This is a genomic window from Streptomyces sp. NPDC058401, from assembly GCF_042722885.1.
In the GTDB taxonomy this organism is placed as follows: Bacteria; Actinomycetota; Actinomycetes; order Streptomycetales; family Streptomycetaceae; genus Streptomyces.
In genome coordinates this window covers 9,891-28,433 of record NZ_JBHXKA010000020.1, presented here as the reverse complement: position 1 = coordinate 28,433, position 18,543 = coordinate 9,891, and the positions used below count along the sequence as shown (strand labels likewise).

16 protein-coding genes are annotated in these 18,543 nt (G+C 71.6%); 6 read left to right on the top strand and 10 right to left on the bottom strand.

Annotated elements, in window-relative coordinates; translation table 11 throughout:
* Positions 1-2 precede the first annotated feature (2 nt).
* Complete coding sequence (locus ACFWNV_RS10320; protein ID WP_383943481.1) at positions 3-2,483, bottom strand: HAD-IC family P-type ATPase; 2,481 nt, start codon at positions 2,481-2,483, stop codon at positions 3-5.
* Positions 2,484-2,719: 236 nt separating this feature from the next.
* Positions 2,720-3,022 (bottom strand): DUF2530 domain-containing protein, encoded by a 303-nt coding sequence (locus tag ACFWNV_RS10315; RefSeq protein WP_383943478.1) that lies wholly within the window; start codon positions 3,020-3,022, stop codon positions 2,720-2,722.
* Positions 3,023-3,194: 172 nt separating this feature from the next.
* Between ACFWNV_RS10315 and ACFWNV_RS10310 the strand changes: the two genes are divergently transcribed.
* Positions 3,195-4,601, top strand: a complete 1,407-nt coding sequence (locus ACFWNV_RS10310) for an NCS2 family permease (RefSeq protein ID WP_383943475.1) — start codon at positions 3,195-3,197, stop codon at positions 4,599-4,601.
* On the opposite strand, the gene ACFWNV_RS10305 is transcribed toward ACFWNV_RS10310, so the two are convergent.
* Complete coding sequence (locus tag ACFWNV_RS10305) at positions 4,594-4,776, bottom strand: hypothetical protein (RefSeq protein WP_030156886.1); 183 nt, start codon at positions 4,774-4,776, stop codon at positions 4,594-4,596. The genes ACFWNV_RS10310 and ACFWNV_RS10305 overlap by 8 nt on opposite strands.
* A 119-nt stretch (positions 4,777-4,895) precedes the next feature.
* On the opposite strand from ACFWNV_RS10305, the gene ACFWNV_RS10300 reads away from it, so the two are divergent.
* The 3 genes from ACFWNV_RS10300 (at position 4,896) to thpR (ending at position 7,408) form a co-directional block, all read left to right on the top strand.
* On the top strand, positions 4,896-5,333 hold the full coding sequence (locus ACFWNV_RS10300) for a MarR family winged helix-turn-helix transcriptional regulator (RefSeq protein ID WP_383943472.1): 438 nt from the start codon (positions 4,896-4,898) through the stop codon (positions 5,331-5,333).
* A 24-nt stretch (positions 5,334-5,357) separates the two neighbouring features.
* Positions 5,358-6,707 (top strand): MFS transporter, encoded by a 1,350-nt coding sequence (locus tag ACFWNV_RS10295; protein WP_383943470.1) that lies wholly within the window; start codon positions 5,358-5,360, stop codon positions 6,705-6,707.
* Positions 6,708-6,817: 110 nt separating this feature from the next.
* Positions 6,818-7,408, top strand: a complete 591-nt coding sequence (thpR, locus tag ACFWNV_RS10290) for an RNA 2',3'-cyclic phosphodiesterase (protein WP_383943467.1) — start codon at positions 6,818-6,820, stop codon at positions 7,406-7,408.
* A gap of 156 nt (positions 7,409-7,564) precedes the next feature.
* On the opposite strand, the gene ACFWNV_RS10285 is transcribed toward thpR, so the two are convergent.
* Positions 7,565-8,554: an aldo/keto reductase gene (locus ACFWNV_RS10285; RefSeq protein WP_383943464.1), complete on the bottom strand. Its 990-nt coding sequence runs from the start codon at positions 8,552-8,554 to the stop codon at positions 7,565-7,567.
* 59 nt (positions 8,555-8,613) lie between these two features.
* Entirely contained in the window at positions 8,614-9,306 is a 693-nt protein-coding gene (locus tag ACFWNV_RS10280) for a GDSL-type esterase/lipase family protein (protein WP_383943461.1), read from the bottom strand.
* Positions 9,307-9,382: 76 nt separating this feature from the next.
* On the opposite strand from ACFWNV_RS10280, the gene ACFWNV_RS10275 reads away from it, so the two are divergent.
* Positions 9,383-10,384: a WD40 repeat domain-containing protein gene (locus ACFWNV_RS10275; RefSeq protein ID WP_383943458.1), complete on the top strand. Its 1,002-nt coding sequence runs from the start codon at positions 9,383-9,385 to the stop codon at positions 10,382-10,384.
* A gap of 264 nt (positions 10,385-10,648) precedes the next feature.
* On the opposite strand, the gene ACFWNV_RS10270 is transcribed toward ACFWNV_RS10275, so the two are convergent.
* From ACFWNV_RS10270 to ACFWNV_RS10250, 5 genes are all read right to left on the bottom strand, one after another.
* On the bottom strand, positions 10,649-12,148 hold the full coding sequence (locus ACFWNV_RS10270) for an SPFH domain-containing protein (protein WP_383943455.1): 1,500 nt from the start codon (positions 12,146-12,148) through the stop codon (positions 10,649-10,651).
* A 141-nt stretch (positions 12,149-12,289) separates the two neighbouring features.
* Complete coding sequence (locus ACFWNV_RS10265) at positions 12,290-12,508, bottom strand: hypothetical protein (RefSeq protein WP_383943452.1); 219 nt, start codon at positions 12,506-12,508, stop codon at positions 12,290-12,292.
* Between the two features lie 17 nt (positions 12,509-12,525).
* Positions 12,526-13,854 (bottom strand): nitrate/sulfonate/bicarbonate ABC transporter ATP-binding protein, encoded by a 1,329-nt coding sequence (locus tag ACFWNV_RS10260; protein WP_383943449.1) that lies wholly within the window; start codon positions 13,852-13,854, stop codon positions 12,526-12,528.
* A 53-nt stretch (positions 13,855-13,907) separates the two neighbouring features.
* Positions 13,908-15,650 (bottom strand): ABC transporter permease, encoded by a 1,743-nt coding sequence (locus ACFWNV_RS10255; protein WP_383943446.1) that lies wholly within the window; start codon positions 15,648-15,650, stop codon positions 13,908-13,910.
* A 245-nt stretch (positions 15,651-15,895) separates the two neighbouring features.
* Positions 15,896-16,804 carry a DUF3027 domain-containing protein gene (locus tag ACFWNV_RS10250; protein WP_383943443.1) on the bottom strand — a complete coding sequence of 303 codons (909 nt, stop codon included), beginning with the start codon at positions 16,802-16,804 and terminating at the stop codon, positions 15,896-15,898.
* A 338-nt stretch (positions 16,805-17,142) separates the two neighbouring features.
* Here ACFWNV_RS10250 and ACFWNV_RS10245 point away from each other — a divergent pair, with 338 nt between their 5' ends.
* Complete coding sequence (locus ACFWNV_RS10245) at positions 17,143-18,525, top strand: MFS transporter (protein WP_383943440.1); 1,383 nt, start codon at positions 17,143-17,145, stop codon at positions 18,523-18,525.
* The last annotated feature ends 18 nt before the right edge of the window (positions 18,526-18,543 follow it).

Here is an 18,543-nt window from a genome sequence, read left to right as displayed (position 1 = left end):
AACTACGCCGGGAACCGGCGGTCCACCCACCGGAAGGTGAACTCGATCAGGACGGCCGCCGCCGCGGCGATGCCCACGGCGGTCCACGGCATCACGGCGCCCTCCAGCTTGAGCTGGAAGAACTCCTGGAGCCAGGGCACGACAAGCACGATCAGGAACGCCCCGCCCATCGCGCCGACCAGACCGACCCGCCACCAGGTGTAGGGGCGGGCGATGATCGCCAGCACCCACATCGAGGTCAGGAACAGCGCGAGCGTCGCGGCGCTGGTCTCGGCCTTGAGGGCGTCGGGGCCGGAGTAGTGGTGGCGGGCGATCACGTACGTCACGAAGCAGGCGACGGCGGCGATGACCCCGCCGGGGATCGCGTACCGCATCACGCGTTTCACGAAGTGCGGCTTGGCCCGCTCCTTGTTCGGCGCCAGCGCCAGGAAGAAGGCCGGGATGCCGATGGTCAGCGTGGACAGCAGCGTCAGGTGGCGCGGCAGGAACGGGTACTCGACCTGGGAGCAGACCACCAGGACGGCCAGTAGCACCGAGTAGACCGTCTTGGTGAGGAAGAGCGTGGCGACGCGGGTGATGTTGCCGATGACCCGGCGGCCCTCGGCGACCACGGAGGGCAGGGTGGAGAAGCTGTTGTTGAGGAGGACGATCTGCGCGACGGCCCGGGTGGCCTCCGAGCCGGAGCCCATCGAGACGCCGATGTCCGCGTCCTTGAGCGCGAGCACGTCGTTGACCCCGTCGCCGGTCATCGCGACCGTGTGGCCGCGGGACTGGAGGGCGGCGACCATGTCGCGCTTCTGCTGCGGGGTGACCCGCCCGAAGACGGCGTTCCGGTCGAGGACCTCGGCCATCTCCCCCTGGTCGGTGGGGAGGTTGCGCGCGTCGACGGTGTTCTCGGCGCCGGGCAGCCCCAGCTTCCCGGCGACCGCGCCGACCGAGACGGCGTTGTCCCCGGAGATGACCTTCGCCTTGACGTCCTGGTCCTCGAAGTAGCGCAGGGTGTCGGCGGCGTCGGGGCGCAGCCGCTGCTCCAGGACGACGAGGGCCGTCGGCCTGACCCCGGTGGCCACGGCCGGGTCGTCGAGTTCGCGGGCGGCCCGGCCCAGCAGGAGGACCCGTAGGCCCTGCTCGTTGAGGTCGTTGATCTCCTCCAGGGCCGGGTCCCCGGCCGGGAGCAGCACGTCGGGGGCGCCGAGCAGCCAGGTGTTGTTCTCCCCGTCGCCCTCGCTGAAGCTGGCGCCGCTGTACTTGCGGGCGGAGGAGAAGGGCAGCGATTCGGTGCAGCGCCACTCGGCGCTGTCGGGGTAGGCGTCGATGATCGCCTGGAGGCTGGCGTTGGGGCGCGGGTCGCTCTCGCCGAGCGCGCCGAGCACCTTCTTGACGTACGCGGCGTCCGCGCCGCCGAGCGGGCGGCACTCGGTGACGTCCATGCCGCCCTCGGTGAGGGTGCCGGTCTTGTCGAGGCAGACCACGTCGACGCGGGCGAGCCCCTCGATGGCGGGCAGCTCCTGCACCAGGCACTGCTTGCGGCCGAGCCGGATGACGCCGATGGCGAAGGCGACGGAGGTGAGGAGGACGAGGCCCTCGGGGATCATCGGGACGATGCCGCCGACGGTGCGGGCGATGGCGTCCTTGAGGTTGTTGTCCTTGACGATCAGCTGGCTGATGATCAGGCCGATGGAGGTCGGGATCATCATCCAGGTGACGTACTTGAGGATGGTGGAGATGCCGGAGCGCAGCTCGGAGTGGACGAGCGTGAACCGGGAGGCCTCCTCGGCGAGCTGGGCGGCGTAGGCCTCGCGGCCGACCTTGGTGGCGGTGAACGCGCCGCCGCCGGCGACGACGAACGAGCCGGACATGACCGGGTCGCCGGGCTTCTTCAGGACCGGGTCGGCTTCGCCGGTGAGGAGGGATTCGTCGATCTCCAGGCCCTCGGCCTCGCCGACGAGCCCGTCGACGACGACCTTGTCGCCTGGGCCCAGCTCGATGACGTCGTCGAGGACGATCTCGGAGGTGGAGATCTCGGCGGTGCGGCCGTCGCGGCGCACGCTCGGTTTGGCCTCGCCGATGACGGCGAGGCCGTCGAGGGTCTTCTTGGCGCGCATCTCCTGGATGATGCCGATGCCGGTGTTCGCGATGATCACGAAGCCGAAGAGGCTGTCCTGGATCGGCGCGACGAAGAACATGATCACCCAGAGGACGCCGATGATGGCGTTGAAGCGGGTGAAGACGTTGGCGCGGACGATCTCGGACGTGGAGCGGCTGCTGCGGACGGGGACGTCGTTGACGGCTCCGCGGGCGACGCGCTCGGCGACTTCGGCGCCGGTCAGCCCGGCCGGCTTGAACCGTGGTGCGGGCGGTCGCATCGGGTGGACGGGATCGAGCTCGGCCCCCGCGTCGATGGCGGTCCCGGCGGGGGCGGCGTTGCCGCCGCCGCTGCCCGGCTCCGGTCCCTCTGATTCGATCTGCGCCCGCTCCGTCATGGTTCCGACGGTAAAGGGCGTTTCCCTCCCCCACCCGCTGAAAAGTCCGAAGATCCGACTTCGGGATGAGCCGAATCCTCCGCTGGTAGCCCTTCCGCAGGACGGATCCGGCCCCGCCGGCGTTTGGCACATCCAGCCCCGCCGGCGTTTGAGGCGCGGGGGCCCCGGGGCGGAGCCCCCGGCAACGGCGCCGCGCGCATCCGGCAGGGAGCAGGCGCACCCCCGGGGCGGCAGGGCTAGCCCGCCTGGGGAGCCGGGCCGCCCGCCGGGGTGTCTTCGTTCCGAGCGGCCAGCTCAAGCGCGTGCCGCTTCAGCGCCGCGTCACGGCCGCGGACGTACCAGAGGCCGATCAGGCCGAGGACCCCGCCGACGGCGCAGGTCCAGACCCACCACAGCATGCCCCGGTCCGCGAACCACCCGTAGAAGGGGAGCTGGAAGAGGAAGAGGGCGAACCAGATGATCGTGCCACCGGTCACGGTGGCGACGATCGGACCCTCAAGGGGCTCGGGGGCCTCGTGCGTCGCAGTCCATTTCGCCATGGGAACCAGTCTAGGGGGTGCTCCGCGGAGGCCCGAGGAGCACCCCCTAGGCCGGTCGGCGGAGGGTCTACGCGCGGAGATAGACGGCCTCTCGTTCATGTGTTCATACTGAAACGGTTTGGGCTTGGCCCGTTTTCGTCGTATGAAACCACCACTGAGGACCAGGACCCCCATGAGCACGACGGCCCCTGTGGACCGCTACTTCAAGATCTCCGAGCGCGGTTCGACCATCGGCCGCGAGGTCCGCGGCGGCTTCGCCACCTTCTTCGCGATGGCCTACATCATCGTGCTGAACCCGATCATCCTGGGCAGCGCGAAGGACATGTACGGGCACCAGCTCGACGGCGGCCAGCTGGTCACCGCCACCGTGCTGACCGCGGCCTTCACCACCCTGCTGATGGGCGTGATCGGCAACGTCCCGATCGCGCTCGCCGCCGGGCTCGGCGTCAACACCGTCGTCGCCCTCCAGCTCGCCCCGCGCATGAGCTGGCCCGACGCCATGGGCATGGTGGTCCTGGCCGGCTTCGTGGTGATGCTGCTCGTCGCCACCGGCCTGCGCGAGCGGGTCATGAACGCCGTCCCGCTCGGCCTGCGCAAGGGCATCGCGATCGGCATCGGCCTGTTCATCCTGCTGATCGGCCTGGTCGACTCGGGCTTCGTCACCCGCATGCCGGACCTCGCGCACACCACGGTCCCGATCCAGCTCGGCAGCAACGGCCACCTGCACGGCTGGCCCGTACTGATCTTCGTGGTCGGCGTCCTGATGACGCTGACCCTGATCATCCGCAAGACCCCCGGCGCGATCCTGATCTCCATCGTGGCCATGACCGTCGCCGCCCTGGTGATCCAGCTGGTCACCAAGCTCCCGGACGCCGCCTGGGGCCTGACCGTCCCGGAGTGGCCGGGCAACCCGGTGGCCGCGCCCGACTTCGGGCTCATCGGTCAGGTCAGCCTGTTCGGCGGCTTCGGCAAGGTCGGGATGCTGACCGGCATCCTGTTCGTCTTCACCGTGCTGCTGTCCTGCTTCTTCGACGCGATGGGCACCATCCTGGGCGTCGGCGACGAGGCGAAGCTGACGAAGCCCGACGGCTCCTTCCCCGGCATCAACCGGGTGCTGTTCGTCGACGGCCTGGCCGTCGCCGCGGGCGGCGCCTCCTCCTCCTCGGCCACCACCTGCTTCGTGGAGTCCACGGCCGGCGTCGGCGAGGGGGCCAGGACGGGCCTGGCGAACATCGTCACGGGCGGCCTGTTCACGGTGTCGCTGTTCCTCACGCCGCTCGCCACGATGGTCCCCTCCCAGGCGGCCACGCCCGCCCTCGTCGCGGTCGGCTTCCTGATCATGGCCGGCTCGGTCAGGGACATCGACTGGAACGACTTCACCATCGCCGTCCCGGCCTTCCTGGCCATGGTGATGATGCCGTTCACGTACTCGATCACCAACGGCATCGGCATCGGCTTCGTGGCCTTCTCCGTACTGCGGCTGGCGACCGGCCGGGGCCGCGAGGTCCCGGTGGCCATGTACGTCGTGTCCGCGGTCTTCGTCTTCTACTACGCGATGCCCGCGCTGGGCCTCACGTAAGGCCGTAGAACTTCTCCGTCTCGTCGACGGCCGCCTTGAAGCGTTCGTCGAAATCGTCGCGAATGAGCGTCCGGACCACATAGTCCTGGACGCTCATTCCGCGTTTGGCGGCATGAGTCCGGAGCCTGTCGAGGAGCTCCCCGTCTATGCGCATGCTCAGCACATGTGTCCCCATGCCGAAAGAGTCGGGGCACAGGGCATGGACGCGTGTCACTTTCCGGAGCCGACTCACCCGTACGAGTGACACCGGTTAAGTGGTGTTCCTTAGGTAGAGTAATGAGTTACTCTAAAGACATGCATGACCTTTCCCATGGTGACGACGCAGCCGCCGTGAACGACCTCCGCTCCGCCGTCATGCGGCTGGGCCGGCGCCTCAAGCACCAGCGCGTCGACGAATCGCTGAGCCCGACCGAGATGTCGGTCCTCGGCACCCTCGCCCGCTGCGGCCACGCCACCCCCGGTGAGCTGGCCCGGCGCGAGCACGTGCAGCCGCCGTCCATGACGCGCATCGTCGCGTTGCTGGAAGCCAAGGGACTGGTCACGCTGGAACCGCACCCCGACGACCGCCGCCAGAAGGTGGTCCGCCAGACGGAGGAGGCCGAAGCGATGCTCGAAGAGAGCCGTCGCAAGCGCAACGCCTTCCTCGCCGGGCTCGCGGCCGGGCTGACCGAGGACGAATGGGCCAAGCTGCGCGAAGCCGCGCCCGTCCTCGACAAGCTCGCGCACCTATAGGAACGACGCCAGGAGGCGAACCTTTTGAGTACGGGACCCGGAGCAGACTCCGCCCCCGGCCACACATCCACCACTACGCACGCGCCGGGCACCGCACAGAACACGAAGACCTCGATGTTCAGCTCGCTGAAGATCCGCAACTACCGGCTCTTCGCCACGGGCCAGGCCGTCTCGAACACCGGCACCTGGATGCAGCGCATCGCCCAGGACTGGCTGGTCCTGTCACTGACCGGATCCGCCTCCGCGGTCGGCATCACCATCGCCCTGCAGTTCCTGCCGATGATGCTGTTCGGGCTCTACGGCGGCGTCCTCGCCGACCGGCTCCCCAAGCGCCCGCTGCTCCTCTTCACCCAGGCGGCCATGGGCCTCACCGGCCTCGCCCTCGGTGTCCTCACCCTCGCCGGTCACGTCAACGTCTGGCACGTCTACCTCGCCGCCTTCCTCCTCGGCCTGGTCACCGTCGTGGACAACCCGGCCCGCCAGACCTTCGTCTCCGAGATGGTCGGCAAGGACCAGGTCGCCAACGCGGTCAGCCTGAACTCCGCCAACTTCCAGTCCGCGCGCCTGGTGGGCCCCGCCATCGCCGGTGTCCTCATCACCGCCGTCGGCTCCGGATGGGCCTTCCTGCTCAACGGCCTGTCCTTCGCCGCGCCGATCGCGGCCCTGCTGCTCATGCGGACCCGCGAACTGCACCGGATCGAGGTCCAGCCCCGCGCCAAGGGCCAGCTCCGGGAAGGCCTGCGGTACGTCGCCGGACGGCCCGAGCTGATCTGGCCGATCGTGCTCGTCGGATTCATCGGCACCTTCGGCTTCAACTTCCCGATCTGGCTGTCCGCCTTCGTCAGCAAGGTCTTCCACGGCGACGCGGGCACCTACGGACTCTTCAACACCCTGATCGCGGCGGGCTCCCTCGCGGGCGCCCTGCTGGCGGCCCGCCGGGGCCTCTCCCGCCTGCGGCTGCTGGTCGCGGCGGCGGTGCTCTTCTCCGTCCTCCTGCTGGTGACGGCCTTCGCACCGAGCTTCTGGCTGTTCGCGGCGCTGCTCGTGCCCATCGGCGTCTTCGGCCTGACGGTGAACGTCACCGCCAACTCCAGCGTCCAAATGGCCACCGACCCCGAGATGCGGGGCCGGGTGATGGCCCTGTTCATGATGGTCTTCACCGGCGGCACCCCGATCGGGGCCCCGCTGGTCGGATGGGTCACGGACACCTACGGCGCGCGGATCGGCATGGCCGCGGGCGGAGCGGTCTCCCTGGCCGCCGCGCTCGCCATCGGCCTCGTCCTCTCCCGCATCGGCAACCTCCGCCTCAGCGTGAGCCGCCACGGCGTGACGTTCGTCCCGTCGGACCGCCGCCAGCTGGTCACGGCGGCGTGAGCCCCGGCGGGGCTGGATTTTCCAGCCCCGCCGGCGTTTGAGGAGCAGGGGTCCGGGGACTGGTCCCCGGCAACGCCGCCGCACCCGGCACCCCCACTAGGCTCGGCACCATGAGACTGTTCGCAGCCGTCATTCCGCCCGAGGCGGCCCTCTCGGAACTGGCCGAGGCCGTACGCGGCCTACGAGACGACCGGCTGCGCTGGACCGCGGAAGCGGGCTGGCACTTCACCCTCGCCTTCATGGGCGAGGTCCGCGACGGGGTCCTCCCCGAGCTCCACACCCGTCTCGCCCGCGCCGCCGCGCACACCACACCCTTCCCGCTCCGGATCCACGGCTCCGGCCACTTCGGCCACCGCGCCCTGTGGGCCGGCGCCGCCGGGGACCTCGACGCCCTGCGCATGCTCGCCGAGCGCGCCGACGCCGCCGCCCGGCGCTCCGGGGTGCCGATGGACCAGCACCACCGCTACACCCCGCACCTCACCCTCGGCCGGCTCCGCGACGAGGGCGACGACGTCCGCCCCTACTGCGCGGCCCTGGCCTCCTTCGAGGGCGCCGCCTGGCAAGTGGGCGAGCTCAGCCTGGTCCGCAGCAACCTGCCCGTCTCCGGCGTCCCCGGCGAGCAGCCCCGCTACGAGGTCGTCGGCTCCTGGGAACTGGGAGAGCCCGCCCCTCCGTACGAGGGGCGGGCCCGGTCGCGTTAGGCTCGACGGGTGGATCCCAAGACCAGAAACCGCGTCATGGCCGGTGTGCTCGTACTGATGTTCGTCGTGGTGGCGGTGGCCGCCGTCGTGGGCCAGTAGCCCCCGGCCCTACTCCCGACGCCCGCGGCCCGACACCCGCAGCCCGACACCCGCCGCCTACCAGGCGAACGCCTCCGGAGCCGGACCCGGCCCCGGGAAGACCTCGTCCAGTCCCGCGAGCACCTCCGGCGACAGCTTCAGCTCCACCGCCCGCAGCGCGGACGCGAGCTGCTCCGGCGTACGCGGCCCGACGATCGGACCCGTGACCCCGGGACGCGTCAGCAGCCAGGCCAGCGCGACCTCGCCGGGCTCCAGTCCGTGCTTGTCCAGCAGGTCCTCGTACGCCTGCACCTGCGCCCGTACGGAACTGTTCGCCAGCGCGTCCGCCGAGCGGCCGGTGGCCGTGCGCCCCGACTCCGACGCCTTGCGGATGGCCCCGCCCAGCAGCCCGCCGTGCAGCGGGGACCACGGGATGACGCCCAGCCCGTACGCCTCGGCAGCCGGGATGATCTCCAGCTCCGCCCGCCGCTCGGCGAGGTTGTAGAGGCACTGCTCGCTGACCAGCCCGAGCCGCCCCGAGCGCGCCGCGGCCTCGTTGGCCTGGGCGATCTTCCAGCCGGGGAAGTTCGAGGAGCCCGCGTACAGGATCTTGCCCTGCTGGATCAGGACCTCGACGGCCTGCCAGATCTCCTCGAAGGGAGTCAGCCGGTCCACGTGGTGGAACTGGTAGACGTCGATGTAGTCGGTGTTCAGGCGCTTGAGGCTGGCGTCGACGGCCCGCCGGATGTTCAGCGCCGACAGGCGGTCGTAGTTGGGCCACGGGTCGCCCTCCGCGGCCATGCTCCCGTAGACCTTGGTGGCGAGGACCGTCTTCTCCCGACGGCCGCCGCCCTGACCGAACCAGGTACCGATGATCTCCTCGGTCCGGCCCTTGTTCTCGCCCCACCCGTACACGTTGGCCGTGTCGAAGTAGTTGATACCGGCGTCGAGGGCCGTGTCCATGAGTGCGTGGCTCTCCGGCTCTCCCGTCTGGGGGCCGAAGTTCATGGTGCCGAGGACAAGTCGGCTGACCTTGAGACCGGTGCGTCCGAGCTGCGTGTACTCCATGGGCCACTAGCCAACTGCCTGGAGTGCGCTCGAAGCAAGACCCGCCCGTGAAACGCGTGTTACGTGTCCCGGCGGGGCCGGTACGGGCCGCCCAGGGCCCAGGCCTGGTGGAGGGCCGCCGCGAACTCGCCTGCGAGGCGGTGCTCGCCGGAGGTGTTGGGGTGCGTGCCGTCGTAGGTGTCGCGGTCGATCTCGTACGCCTCCGGGCGCGCGGCCAGCAGGATCGGCGAGGCGGGGGTCGACAGGTCGGCCACGGCCTTGGCGAGGAGCTCGTTGAACAGCTCGACCTGCCGGGCGAAGGGCTCGTCGTCCCGGGCCCTGATGTTCGGTATGACGGGCAGCAGGATCATCCGTATCCCCGGCCGGGCCGCCCGGGCCCCCGCGATGAAGGCGCGGACGTTGGCGGCGGTGCCCTCGGCGGCGGTGTAGAAGCCCAGGTCGATCAGCCCGAGGGAGACCAGCAGCACGTCGGCCCCGGCGGCGCCGGCGGCCGGGCCGATGAGCGGGGCCATGTGCTGCCAGCCCTCGCCCCAGCCGGCCAGGTGGCGGCGGGCCTCGGCGGGGAAGCCCGGGTCGGCGTAGGAGTCGCTCGTCGGCGCGTCCGTGTGGGCGTCGTAGAGGCCGCTGCGGGGGCCGACGATCTCGTACGGGCCGCCGAAGGTGGTGTCGAGGTGCTGCCACATCCGGTAGCGCCAGGTGTAGTCGCCGGCGCGTCCGATGGTCATGGAATCGCCAACAAACATGAAACGCATCCGGTCATCTTCGCGGATCACCGGGCCGCGGCCCCTGTGATGCCGGACACGCGGGGCGGGCTGGCAGGGTAGGGGGATGCGCCCGCACCTGCTGCCCCTGACCGCCGCCGCCGCGGCCCTCGTGCTGATGCCCTCGGTGGCCGCCGCCGCCGGGCCCGCCGCGTCCGGGTTCACGATCACCGACCCCCGGATCAAGGAGTCGAGCGGGCTCGCCGCCAGCCGGATCCACCCCGGCGTCTACTGGACGCACAACGACAGCGACGACGGCCCCTACGTCTACGCCGTGGACTCCGCGACCGGCAAGACCGTCGCGCGCATCACCCTGACCGGCATCGGCAAGCCCCGGGACATCGAGGGGATCTCGCTGGGCCCCGACGGGCGGCTGTACGTCGGCGACATCGGGGACAACCTGGGCGGCTCCTGGGACCACGTGTGGATCTACCGCTTCCCCGAGCCGAAGACGCTCGGGGACGCCACGCTCAAGGCCGAGCAGTTCACCGTGAAGTACGCCGACGGGCCGCGGAACGCGGAAGCGCTGATGGTGCACCCGGTGACGGGGCGGGTGTACATCGCGAGCAAGGACGAAAAGGCCGGCGGGCTCTACGAGGGGCCGGAGGCCCTGTCCGCCTCCGGCACGAACACCTTCCGGCGGATCGGGGACGTCCCGTGGGTCACCGACGGGGCGTTCTCGCCGGACGGGGGGCGGCTCGCGCTGCGGGGCTATCTGTGGGCGAAGACGTACCCGTGGAAGGACGGGCGGCCTTCCGGGGACGGGGAGGCGGTGGCTGCGCCGTGGCAGGGGCAGGCGGAGTCCGTGACGTACTCGTCGGACGGGTCGACGCTGATGTTCGGGGCGGAGGGGTCCAACAGCCGGGTCGTCGCCGTTCCGGTGGCCCCGGCGGACGCGAAGCCCTCGCCCTCGGCCTCCGGCTCCGGCTCGGCCGCGCCGGCCCCGTCCCCGGGTGCGCCCGCGGCACCCTCCGGCGGGAGCTTCACGAAGGGCGCGCTCGTCCTGGTCGCGGCCCTGACCCTCACCCTGGCCGCGAAGCGGCTCCTCCGGCGCCGACCCAAGGCCTGACCCTCCGGGTCGGGGTCCGGGTCGGGGTCCGGGTCCGGGTCCGGGTGGTCGGGCCCTGCGGGGCTGGGTCCCCTACCCGCCCTTCCACCGTTCCCCGGGCTGCGCCCGGACCCCTCCTGGGGCTCCGCCCCAGACCCCGCTCCTCAAACGCCGGAGGGGCTGAAATGGCGCTGCGCGCCATCCAGCCCCCTCGGCCACGTCCAGTCCCGCCTCGGCCACATCCAGCCCCTCCGGCGTCCGGGAGCGGTGCCGCGCCGCTGGTGGTCAGGCTCCCTGGATCGGGATCTGGTGGGAGTCCGCCGGGGTGGAGCCGTTCACCGGGGTGGGGGGAGGGGTCGGCTGGGACATCGTCGACAGGAGTTGGCGGGCCAGGCCCAGGCCCGTGCCGCCCATCGTCAGGGCCTTGGCGAACATCTCCGACATACCCTCCGCGCCGTTGAGGAGGATCATGTGCTCGACGTTGCCGAAGGCGCCCGCGCCCGCCTCCACGATCGCCGGCCAGTTCTCGGCGAGCTGCTGTGCGACCACCGCTTCCTGGTTCTCCGCCAGCGCGGCGGCCCGCGCCTTGATGGCCGTCGCCTCCGCGAGGCCCTTCGCCTTGGCGGACTCCGCCAGCGCGAGCCCGTTCGCCTGGGCCGACGCCGCCTCCGCGAGGCCCTTGGCCTGGGTCGCCGCGGCCTCCGCCTCGCCGGTCGCGCGGGTGGCGGTCGCCGCCGCCAGGCCCCGTGCCTCCGTGGCCTTCGCGTCGGCCGCGGCGGCCGTCGTGACCCGGGTGGCTTCGGCCGCGGCGGCCAGCTCCGTCTCCTTCGCCTTGGCCTGCGCCGCCGAGATGCGCGCGTCGCGGTCCGCCTCGGCCCGGGTCCGGGTCTCGTACGCCGCCGCGTCCGCGGGCTTGCGCACGTCCGCCTGGAGCTGCTGCTCGCGCCGGTCCGCCTCCAGCTCCGCCACCCGGGTCTCCTGGACCACGACCTCCTGCCGCGCCGCCGCCTCCGACAGCGGGCCCGCCTGCCGGGCCGTCGCGGCCGCCTTGTCCCGTTCGGCCTGGTAGCCGGCCTGGAGGATCTCGCTGTCCCGGGTGGCCTCCGACATCCGCGCGAAGGCGGCCTGTTCGGCCTCGGTCGCCAGCAGGTTGGCGGCGGCCTGGGCGATCCGCGCGTCCCGCTGGACGGCTGCCGCGTGCGGCATCGCCAGGTTCTTGATGTAGCCCGTCGGGTCCTCGATCTCGTGGATCTGGAGGGAGTCCACGATCAGGCCGAGCTTCTCCATCTCCGTACCGCACGCCGCCCGGGTCTGCCCGGTGAGCTTCTCGCGGTCGCGGATCATGTCCTCGACCGTCAGCCCGCCCACGATGGACCGCAGGTGGCCGGCGAAGACGATGTGCACCCGTTCGGGCATCATCTTCTGCTGGTCCAGGAAGCGGCGGGCCGCGTTGGCGATGGACACGAAGTCGTCGCCGATCTTGAAGATGACCACGCCCTTGACCCGGAGCGGAATGCCCTGGTGGGTCACGCAGTCCACGTTCAGCTGGGTCTCGTTGAGGTCCAGCGACAGCTTCCGCACGGCCTGCACGCCGGGCAGCACCATCGTTCCCCGGCCGGTGACGATCCGGAAGCCCATGCCCTCCGCGATGCCCTCGGTCTTGTGCGCGGAGCCCGAGATGACCAGTGCCTCGTTGGGCTCGGCCACCCTCCACATGAGCTTGAACAGGCCGATCGCGGCCGCGATCGCACCCACGACAATCCCTGCCAGTACGCCGACAGACATCGGCAACTCCCCCTCGTACGCGGTGGCGTTCACCACCGAAGAAGGCGAGTGTGCGCCCGCGTCAGGACGGCGTGAAGACGGCGGCCGAATCTTGTCGCCATCTTGATACGCGAGGGCCGTACGGGCGGCCCCGACGCCTGGTCAGTCCCCGTACGCGGCCATCACGTAGACCGTCCGCGGCGGCAGGTACTCGACCACCGTGATCACCGTCCCGACGGACAGCCGGCCCGTCCCCGGTGCCGGGTGGGCGAGGAAGTGCTCGGCTCCGCCCCGGATGCGCACGATGACCTCGCCGACCAGCCCCGGCCCGACCGTTCCCGTGACCCGGCCGTCCAGTCCCACCATGTCCGATTCCCCCATGTGCCGAGCGTACGGGGCTATCCCCGGCCGGGGTCCTCGTCGAGCCGGTATTCCTCGCCGTCGGCGTGGTAGCCGTACAGCTCCCCGTAGCGGCCCCAGTCCGTGGCCGTCTCCAGCTGCTGTTCCAGCTGCTCGCTCGTGTAGTGGTGCGAGAGCAGGTCCCGGAAGAAGCCGGCCCGCTGGGTGCCGCCCCGCGAGCGCTGCAGGGTGGTGTGGATGAGGTGGACGAGGGGGACCTCCATGGCCCCTTCCGCGAACAGTTCCTTCGACTCCTGTACGTCGGCGCCCGCGAAGGCGGTGCCGCGGGCGGTCAGCACCAGGTGCAGGTCCCGTACCTCGGCCAGACCCAGCAGTTCCAGCCCGTCCACCTGGGGCAGTACGTCGTCCACCTCCAGGCCCAGTTCCTCGGCGAGGTCGGCGAGGTCCACGCTGCCGTCGCCGGTGCCCCGCTGGAGCACGATCTCGGCGAGGCCCGCCATCCCGTCGACGCTGGCCGCCGGGAGCGGGGTGTTGGCCGGGGTGCGCTTGGCCGGCGGGGCCGTGGGCGTGCTGGCGGTGGCCTGGGCGGTGCGGCCGGTCATCACCGCGTACACGGCGTCCACGATCCGCTCGAAGTCGGCGCCGGACCGGTCCCGGGGGCGGGCCAGGTCCACCGGGAAGGTCTCCTTGATGGTTCCGTAGGGCCGCGAGCCCAGCACCACCACCCGGTCGGCCATCAGCACGGCCTCCTCGATGTTGTGCGTGACCAGGACGACCGCCTTGGCGGGGAAGCGGTCGGAGGCCCACAGCTCCATCAGCTCGCCGCGCAGGTTCTCGGCGGTGAGCACGTCCAGGGCGGAGAACGGCTCGTCCATCATCAGCACGTCCGGTTCCACGACCAGCGCCCGGGCGAAGCCGACGCGCTGGCGCATCCCGCCGCTGAGCTCCTTCGGGTACGCCGACTCGAAGCCGTCCAGGCCGATCAGGTCGATGGCGTCCACCGCCTGCCGGGCCCGGGCCTCACGGTCCATGCCCTTGGCCTCCAGGCCCAGTTCCACGTTCTGCTGCACCGTCAGCCAGGGCAGCAGCGCGAAGGTCTGGAACACCATGGCCGTGCCCGGGTTCGCCCCGCGCAGCTCCTCGCCCCGGTAGGTGACCGAGCCGGAGCTGGCGGGGATCAGCCCGGCGAGGCAGCGCAGCAGGGTGGACTTGCCGCTGCCGGACTTCCCGAGGAGGGCGACGATCTCGCCCTCGCGGATCTCCAGGTCGATGCCTCCGAGCACGGGCAGTTCCCCGTCGGCGCCGGCGTAGGACTTGGTGAGGGCGGCGGCCCGCAGGATCGTGGTCGCGGTCGTGGGCGCGGTCATCGGTGCGGGCTCCTCGGATCGGGCGGGCGGGCGGCGGGCTTCAGCGGCGGGCTTCAGAGGGAGTAGCGGCGCTCCGCCAGCCGGTACAGGGGCCGCCAGAACAGCCGGTTGAGGCCGACCACGTACAGGCTCATGACGGCGATCCCGGCGATCAGCTTCGGGAAGTCCCCGGCCTCGGTGGCGTGGAAGATGTACGCGCCCAGGCCGGTCGCGGACAGGGTCGTCCCGGCGAAGGTGACGACCTCGCCGACGATGGAGGCGTTCCAGGCGCCGCCCGAGGCGGTGATGCCGCCGGTGACGTACGAGGGGAACACGGCCGGGATGATCAGGCGCTTCCAGCGCTGGATCCCGCAGACACCGAGGTCGTCCATGGCCTCCTTGAGGTCGGAGGGGATGGCCATGGCCCCGGCGATGGCGTTGAAGAGGATGTACCACTGAGCGCCCAGGGCCATCAGCAGGACGCAGCCGATGTTGATGTTCAGCCCGGTCCTGAGGAAGAACCAGACGGCCACCGGGAAGAGCAGGTTGGCGGGGAAGCTCGCCAGGACCTGCACCACCGGCTGGGCGATCTTGGTGAGCCGGGGCGAGGAGCCGATCCACACACCCACGGGCACCCACACGACCGTGGCGCCGGCGACGAGCACGATCACCCGGACGAAGGTGATCAGTCCGAGCAGCAGCGGCTCCCCGAACACCCCGAGACCGGTCTCGCGCTGAAGGTAGCGCACCAGGTCGTACAGGCCCCACAGGATGACGGCTCCGGCGACGACGGCGAAGACCACGTCGCCGGTCCGGCGGCGGGCCGGGTCCACGGACAGCGCCATGTCGTCGCGGCCCAGTACCCGGGCGGCCCGGCCGGTGGCATCGCGGGCGGGGGCGGTGGCCCGGCCGAGCAGACGGGGCCAGTGGGAGCGGCGCAGGAAGTCCAGGACGTAGCTGCGCTGGACGTCGGTGGACTCCGACTGCTCGTTCTTGTACTTCTCCGCCCAGGCCGTGAGGGGCCGCCAGAAGAAGAAGTTGACGGTGACGATGGTCACGGTCATCGCGAGGATGACCCAGCCGATCTTGCCGAGGTCGCCCTCGCCGATCGCCGTGCCCGCGTACGAGCCGAGGCCCGGGACGGCGTACTGCTGCCCGGAGACGGAGACCGCCTCGGAGGCCACCAGCATGAACCAGCCGCCGGCGAAGCTCATCATGCCGTTCCACACCAGGTCGATGACCCCGGCGGGGACCTCCACGCGCCAGAAGCGCATCCAGCGGGTGAAACCGAACGATCGGGAGACCTCGTCGAGTTCGCGGGGCAGCGAGGTCAGGGTGGCGTAGAACCCGAAGGTCATGTTCCAGGCCTGCGAGGTGAAGATCGCGAAGATGACGGCGACTTCGAGGCCGAGCAGCGAGCCGGGGAACAGCGCCACGAAGAAGGTGACGAGGACGGAGAGGAAACCGAGGACGGGCACGGACTGGAGGATGTCCAGGGCCGGGATCAGCACCCGTTCCAGGCGGCGGCTGCGGGCGGCGGCGTAGGCGTAACCGAAGGTGAAGACCACGGAGGCGATCAGCGCGATGAACATGCGCAGGACGCTGCGGGCGGCGTAGTACGGGAGCTTCGCGGGGTCCGTGTCCACGTCGGGGACGTCGGCGGGGTCGAAATTGACCGTGGTGCCCTTGCCTACCTGGAGGATCGCGTACCCCAGGACGAGGAAGGCCGCCGCCACGGCGAAGTCCACCCAGGACAGGCGGGTACGGGTGGGGGCCGCCTGGCCGGTGTGGCTCTCGGGGCGCACGGAGGTCTTCATCCCGCCCAGCGGATCACGCCTGCCGGCGCGTCGCCCTCCGGGCCAGCCAACCGGGTGCCGGCCGCTGCGCGGGGCGGAGTTCCCCTACCCGCCCTTCGCCCGTTCCCCGGGCGCTGCCCGGACCCGGTCCTCAAACGCCGGACGGGCTGGAAGGACCTGGGGCTCCGCCCCAGACCCCGGTCCTCAAACGCCGGACGGCTGAAAAGGCCCAGACCCCGGTCCTCAAGCGCCGGACGGCTGGAAGGTCAGGAGTGGCCGAGGTCCGAGGCGAGCTCGTCTGCCGTGGGGACCGAGCCCGTGTCGGTGGACGGGCGGAGGGGGAACTCGTCCGAGGCCATCGAGTCCAGGACGGGCGGGGCCGGGCGCGGCGGCTTCGGCATGACCGCGGCTTCCGAGTGGCCGCCGCAGCCGTAGGACAGGGAGACCAGCCGGCCGTCGGCCGGTCCGAACTCGTTCGCGCAGATGCCGAAGGCCTGGCCCAGCGAGCCGCCGATCGCGACGAGGAACCCGCAGGAGACGCACGAGGCCGGGGCGGCCTGCGCCATCGGGGTCTTCGCGCCGAAGGACTCGTCCCAGCGGTCGGCCGCGCTGTGCAGCCCGTAGCGGGAGAGGACCCGCGCGCGGCGCATGCCCAGCTCCTCGGCCACCGAGGTGATGGAGCCGCGTACGGGCACCACCGCGCGGTCGGTGACGTCGGCGTCCTCGGCCTCGACCAGCTCGGCCATCTCGCTGGACACCACCGAGTTCGGCGGCGGGGCGTCCTCGCCCGACCAGCCGGGCTCCAGCCGCAGGTCCTCGGCGTCCGTGGGGAGCAGGTCGCCCGGCCCCATGTCGCCCGGCCGCAGCCGCTCGCTCCACGGCACCCACTCGGGCGCGAGCAGGGCGTCGTCGCCCGGCAGGAGCACCGATTCGTCGAGGGTGACGTTCTTCGCGCGGGACGCACGCGTCACCGTCACGGCCCAGCGCCAGCCGCGGTAGCCGGGGTCCTTGCACTCGAAGAAGTGCGTGACGACCCGGTCACCTTCCGCGATGGCGGCAGTGTGCTCGCCCACCACTCCGGGGTATGCGGCCTCTTCGGCCGCCGCTCGGGCGAGGTCTACCGCCTCGACGCACAGGCGGTCGGGGGTACGGCTTCGCGTCGTCGCAGCACTCACAGGTCTCGTTCTCTCCTACGCCGTCTCACGAGTGCGCCGTCCGTACTTGTCGTCCACAACGACCCGTCGGCTGTCCCTACGTAGCGCGGGCGGAGCGGACCAGGGGGCCGCGTCGACGTCCGCGCCCGATCGGGTTCCAGGGCGCACCTACCTGCGATCCATTCTGCGGGATCGCGAAGAGGCGCGCGGCCAGGAGCAACCGCCGGTGGCGCGCTACGCACGCTACCTCCTCCGGCGCCTTCGGCCCACATGCAAGGTCCGATTCGCGGACACGGGGGGCCATCCCGGGGCCCGGCCGGGTCCCCGCGACGCGCCGGAAGCAGGTTCCGGAGGAGCAAGTGGGGCAGTATGGCCACGTGGCACCCGTACGGTCGTCCGATGACGGCTCGGGACCGGCCAGGCGGGCCGGCCGGGCTGTGGGGCGTGCCCTGCACCTGCCCTTCACCGGTACGGCACGCGGAATCCGGCGGGCCACGCACGCGCACGGCGCGGGCGAATCGGGCCTCGGCAAACTGATCGAGCTGCACGCGATCAACGGCGCCGGTGATGTGATGATCACAGTCGCGCTGGCCTCCACCGTCTTCTTCTCCGTCCCCACGGACGAGGCGCGCGGCCGGGTGGCCCTGTACCTCGCCATCACGATGGCCCCCTTCACCCTGCTGGCCCCGGTGATCGGCCCCCTGCTGGACCGGTTGCCGCACGGGCGGCGGGCCGCGATGGCCGGCGCGATGCTCACGCGGGCCCTGCTGGCCGTGATGATGTCGGGCGCGGTGGCCACGGGCGGCCTGGAGCTGTACCCGGCCGCCCTCGGGGTCCTCGTCGCCTCCAAGGCCTACGGGGTGGTGCGCAGCGCGGTGGTCCCCCGACTCCTCCCACCGGGGTTCTCCCTGGTCAAAGCGAACTCCCGGGTGACCCTGGCCGGTCTGCTGGCCACCGGCGCCGCCGCGCCCGTGGGCGCCGCCCTGCACCAGATCGGTCCGCCGTGGCCGCTCTACGGGGCGTGCGCGATCTTCATCTGGGGCACCTTCGCGGCGTTCACGCTGCCGCACAAGGTCGACGAGGCGAAGGGCGAGCGCCGGGCCCGGCTCTCCACCCACGAGGCGCACTCGAAGCGGCCGGGGCTGCGGACGGTCAGCCGGCCGGTGCTGTGCGGGCTGCTGGCGAACGCGTCGATGCGCGGGCTGTCCGGGTTCCTGATCTTCTTCCTGGCGTTCCTGCTGCGCGAGCACCCGCTCGCCGGGCAGAGCGCGGCGGTGTCGCTGGGCATCGTCGGCGTCTCGGCGGGCGTCGGCAACGCCTGCGGGACGGCCGTCGGGGCCTGGCTCCGGGCCCGCGCGCCCGAGGCGATCATCGCCGCCGTCCTGTCCCTGACGCTGGCGGTGGCCATCGTCGCGGCGGTCTTCTTCAGCGGGCTGTTCATGGCCATCCTGGCGGCGGTGGCCGGCTTCTGCCAGGCCCTCGCGAAGCTCTCGCTGGACGCGATGATCCAGCGCGACGTGCCCGAGGCCGTCCGTACGTCGGCCTTCGCCCGCTCGGAGACCCTGCTCCAGGTGGCCTGGGTGCTGGGCGGCTCGATCGGCATCGCCCTCCCCCTGAACGGGGTGCTGGGCATGTCCGTCGCCGCGGTGATGGTCGCCCTCGGCACGACGATGGCCCTGCGCGGCTTCCTCACGTCCCCGCGCCACCAGCAGCACACGTCGTCCCGGCCGCGGGTGGCGTAGCCCAATCCAGCCCCGCCG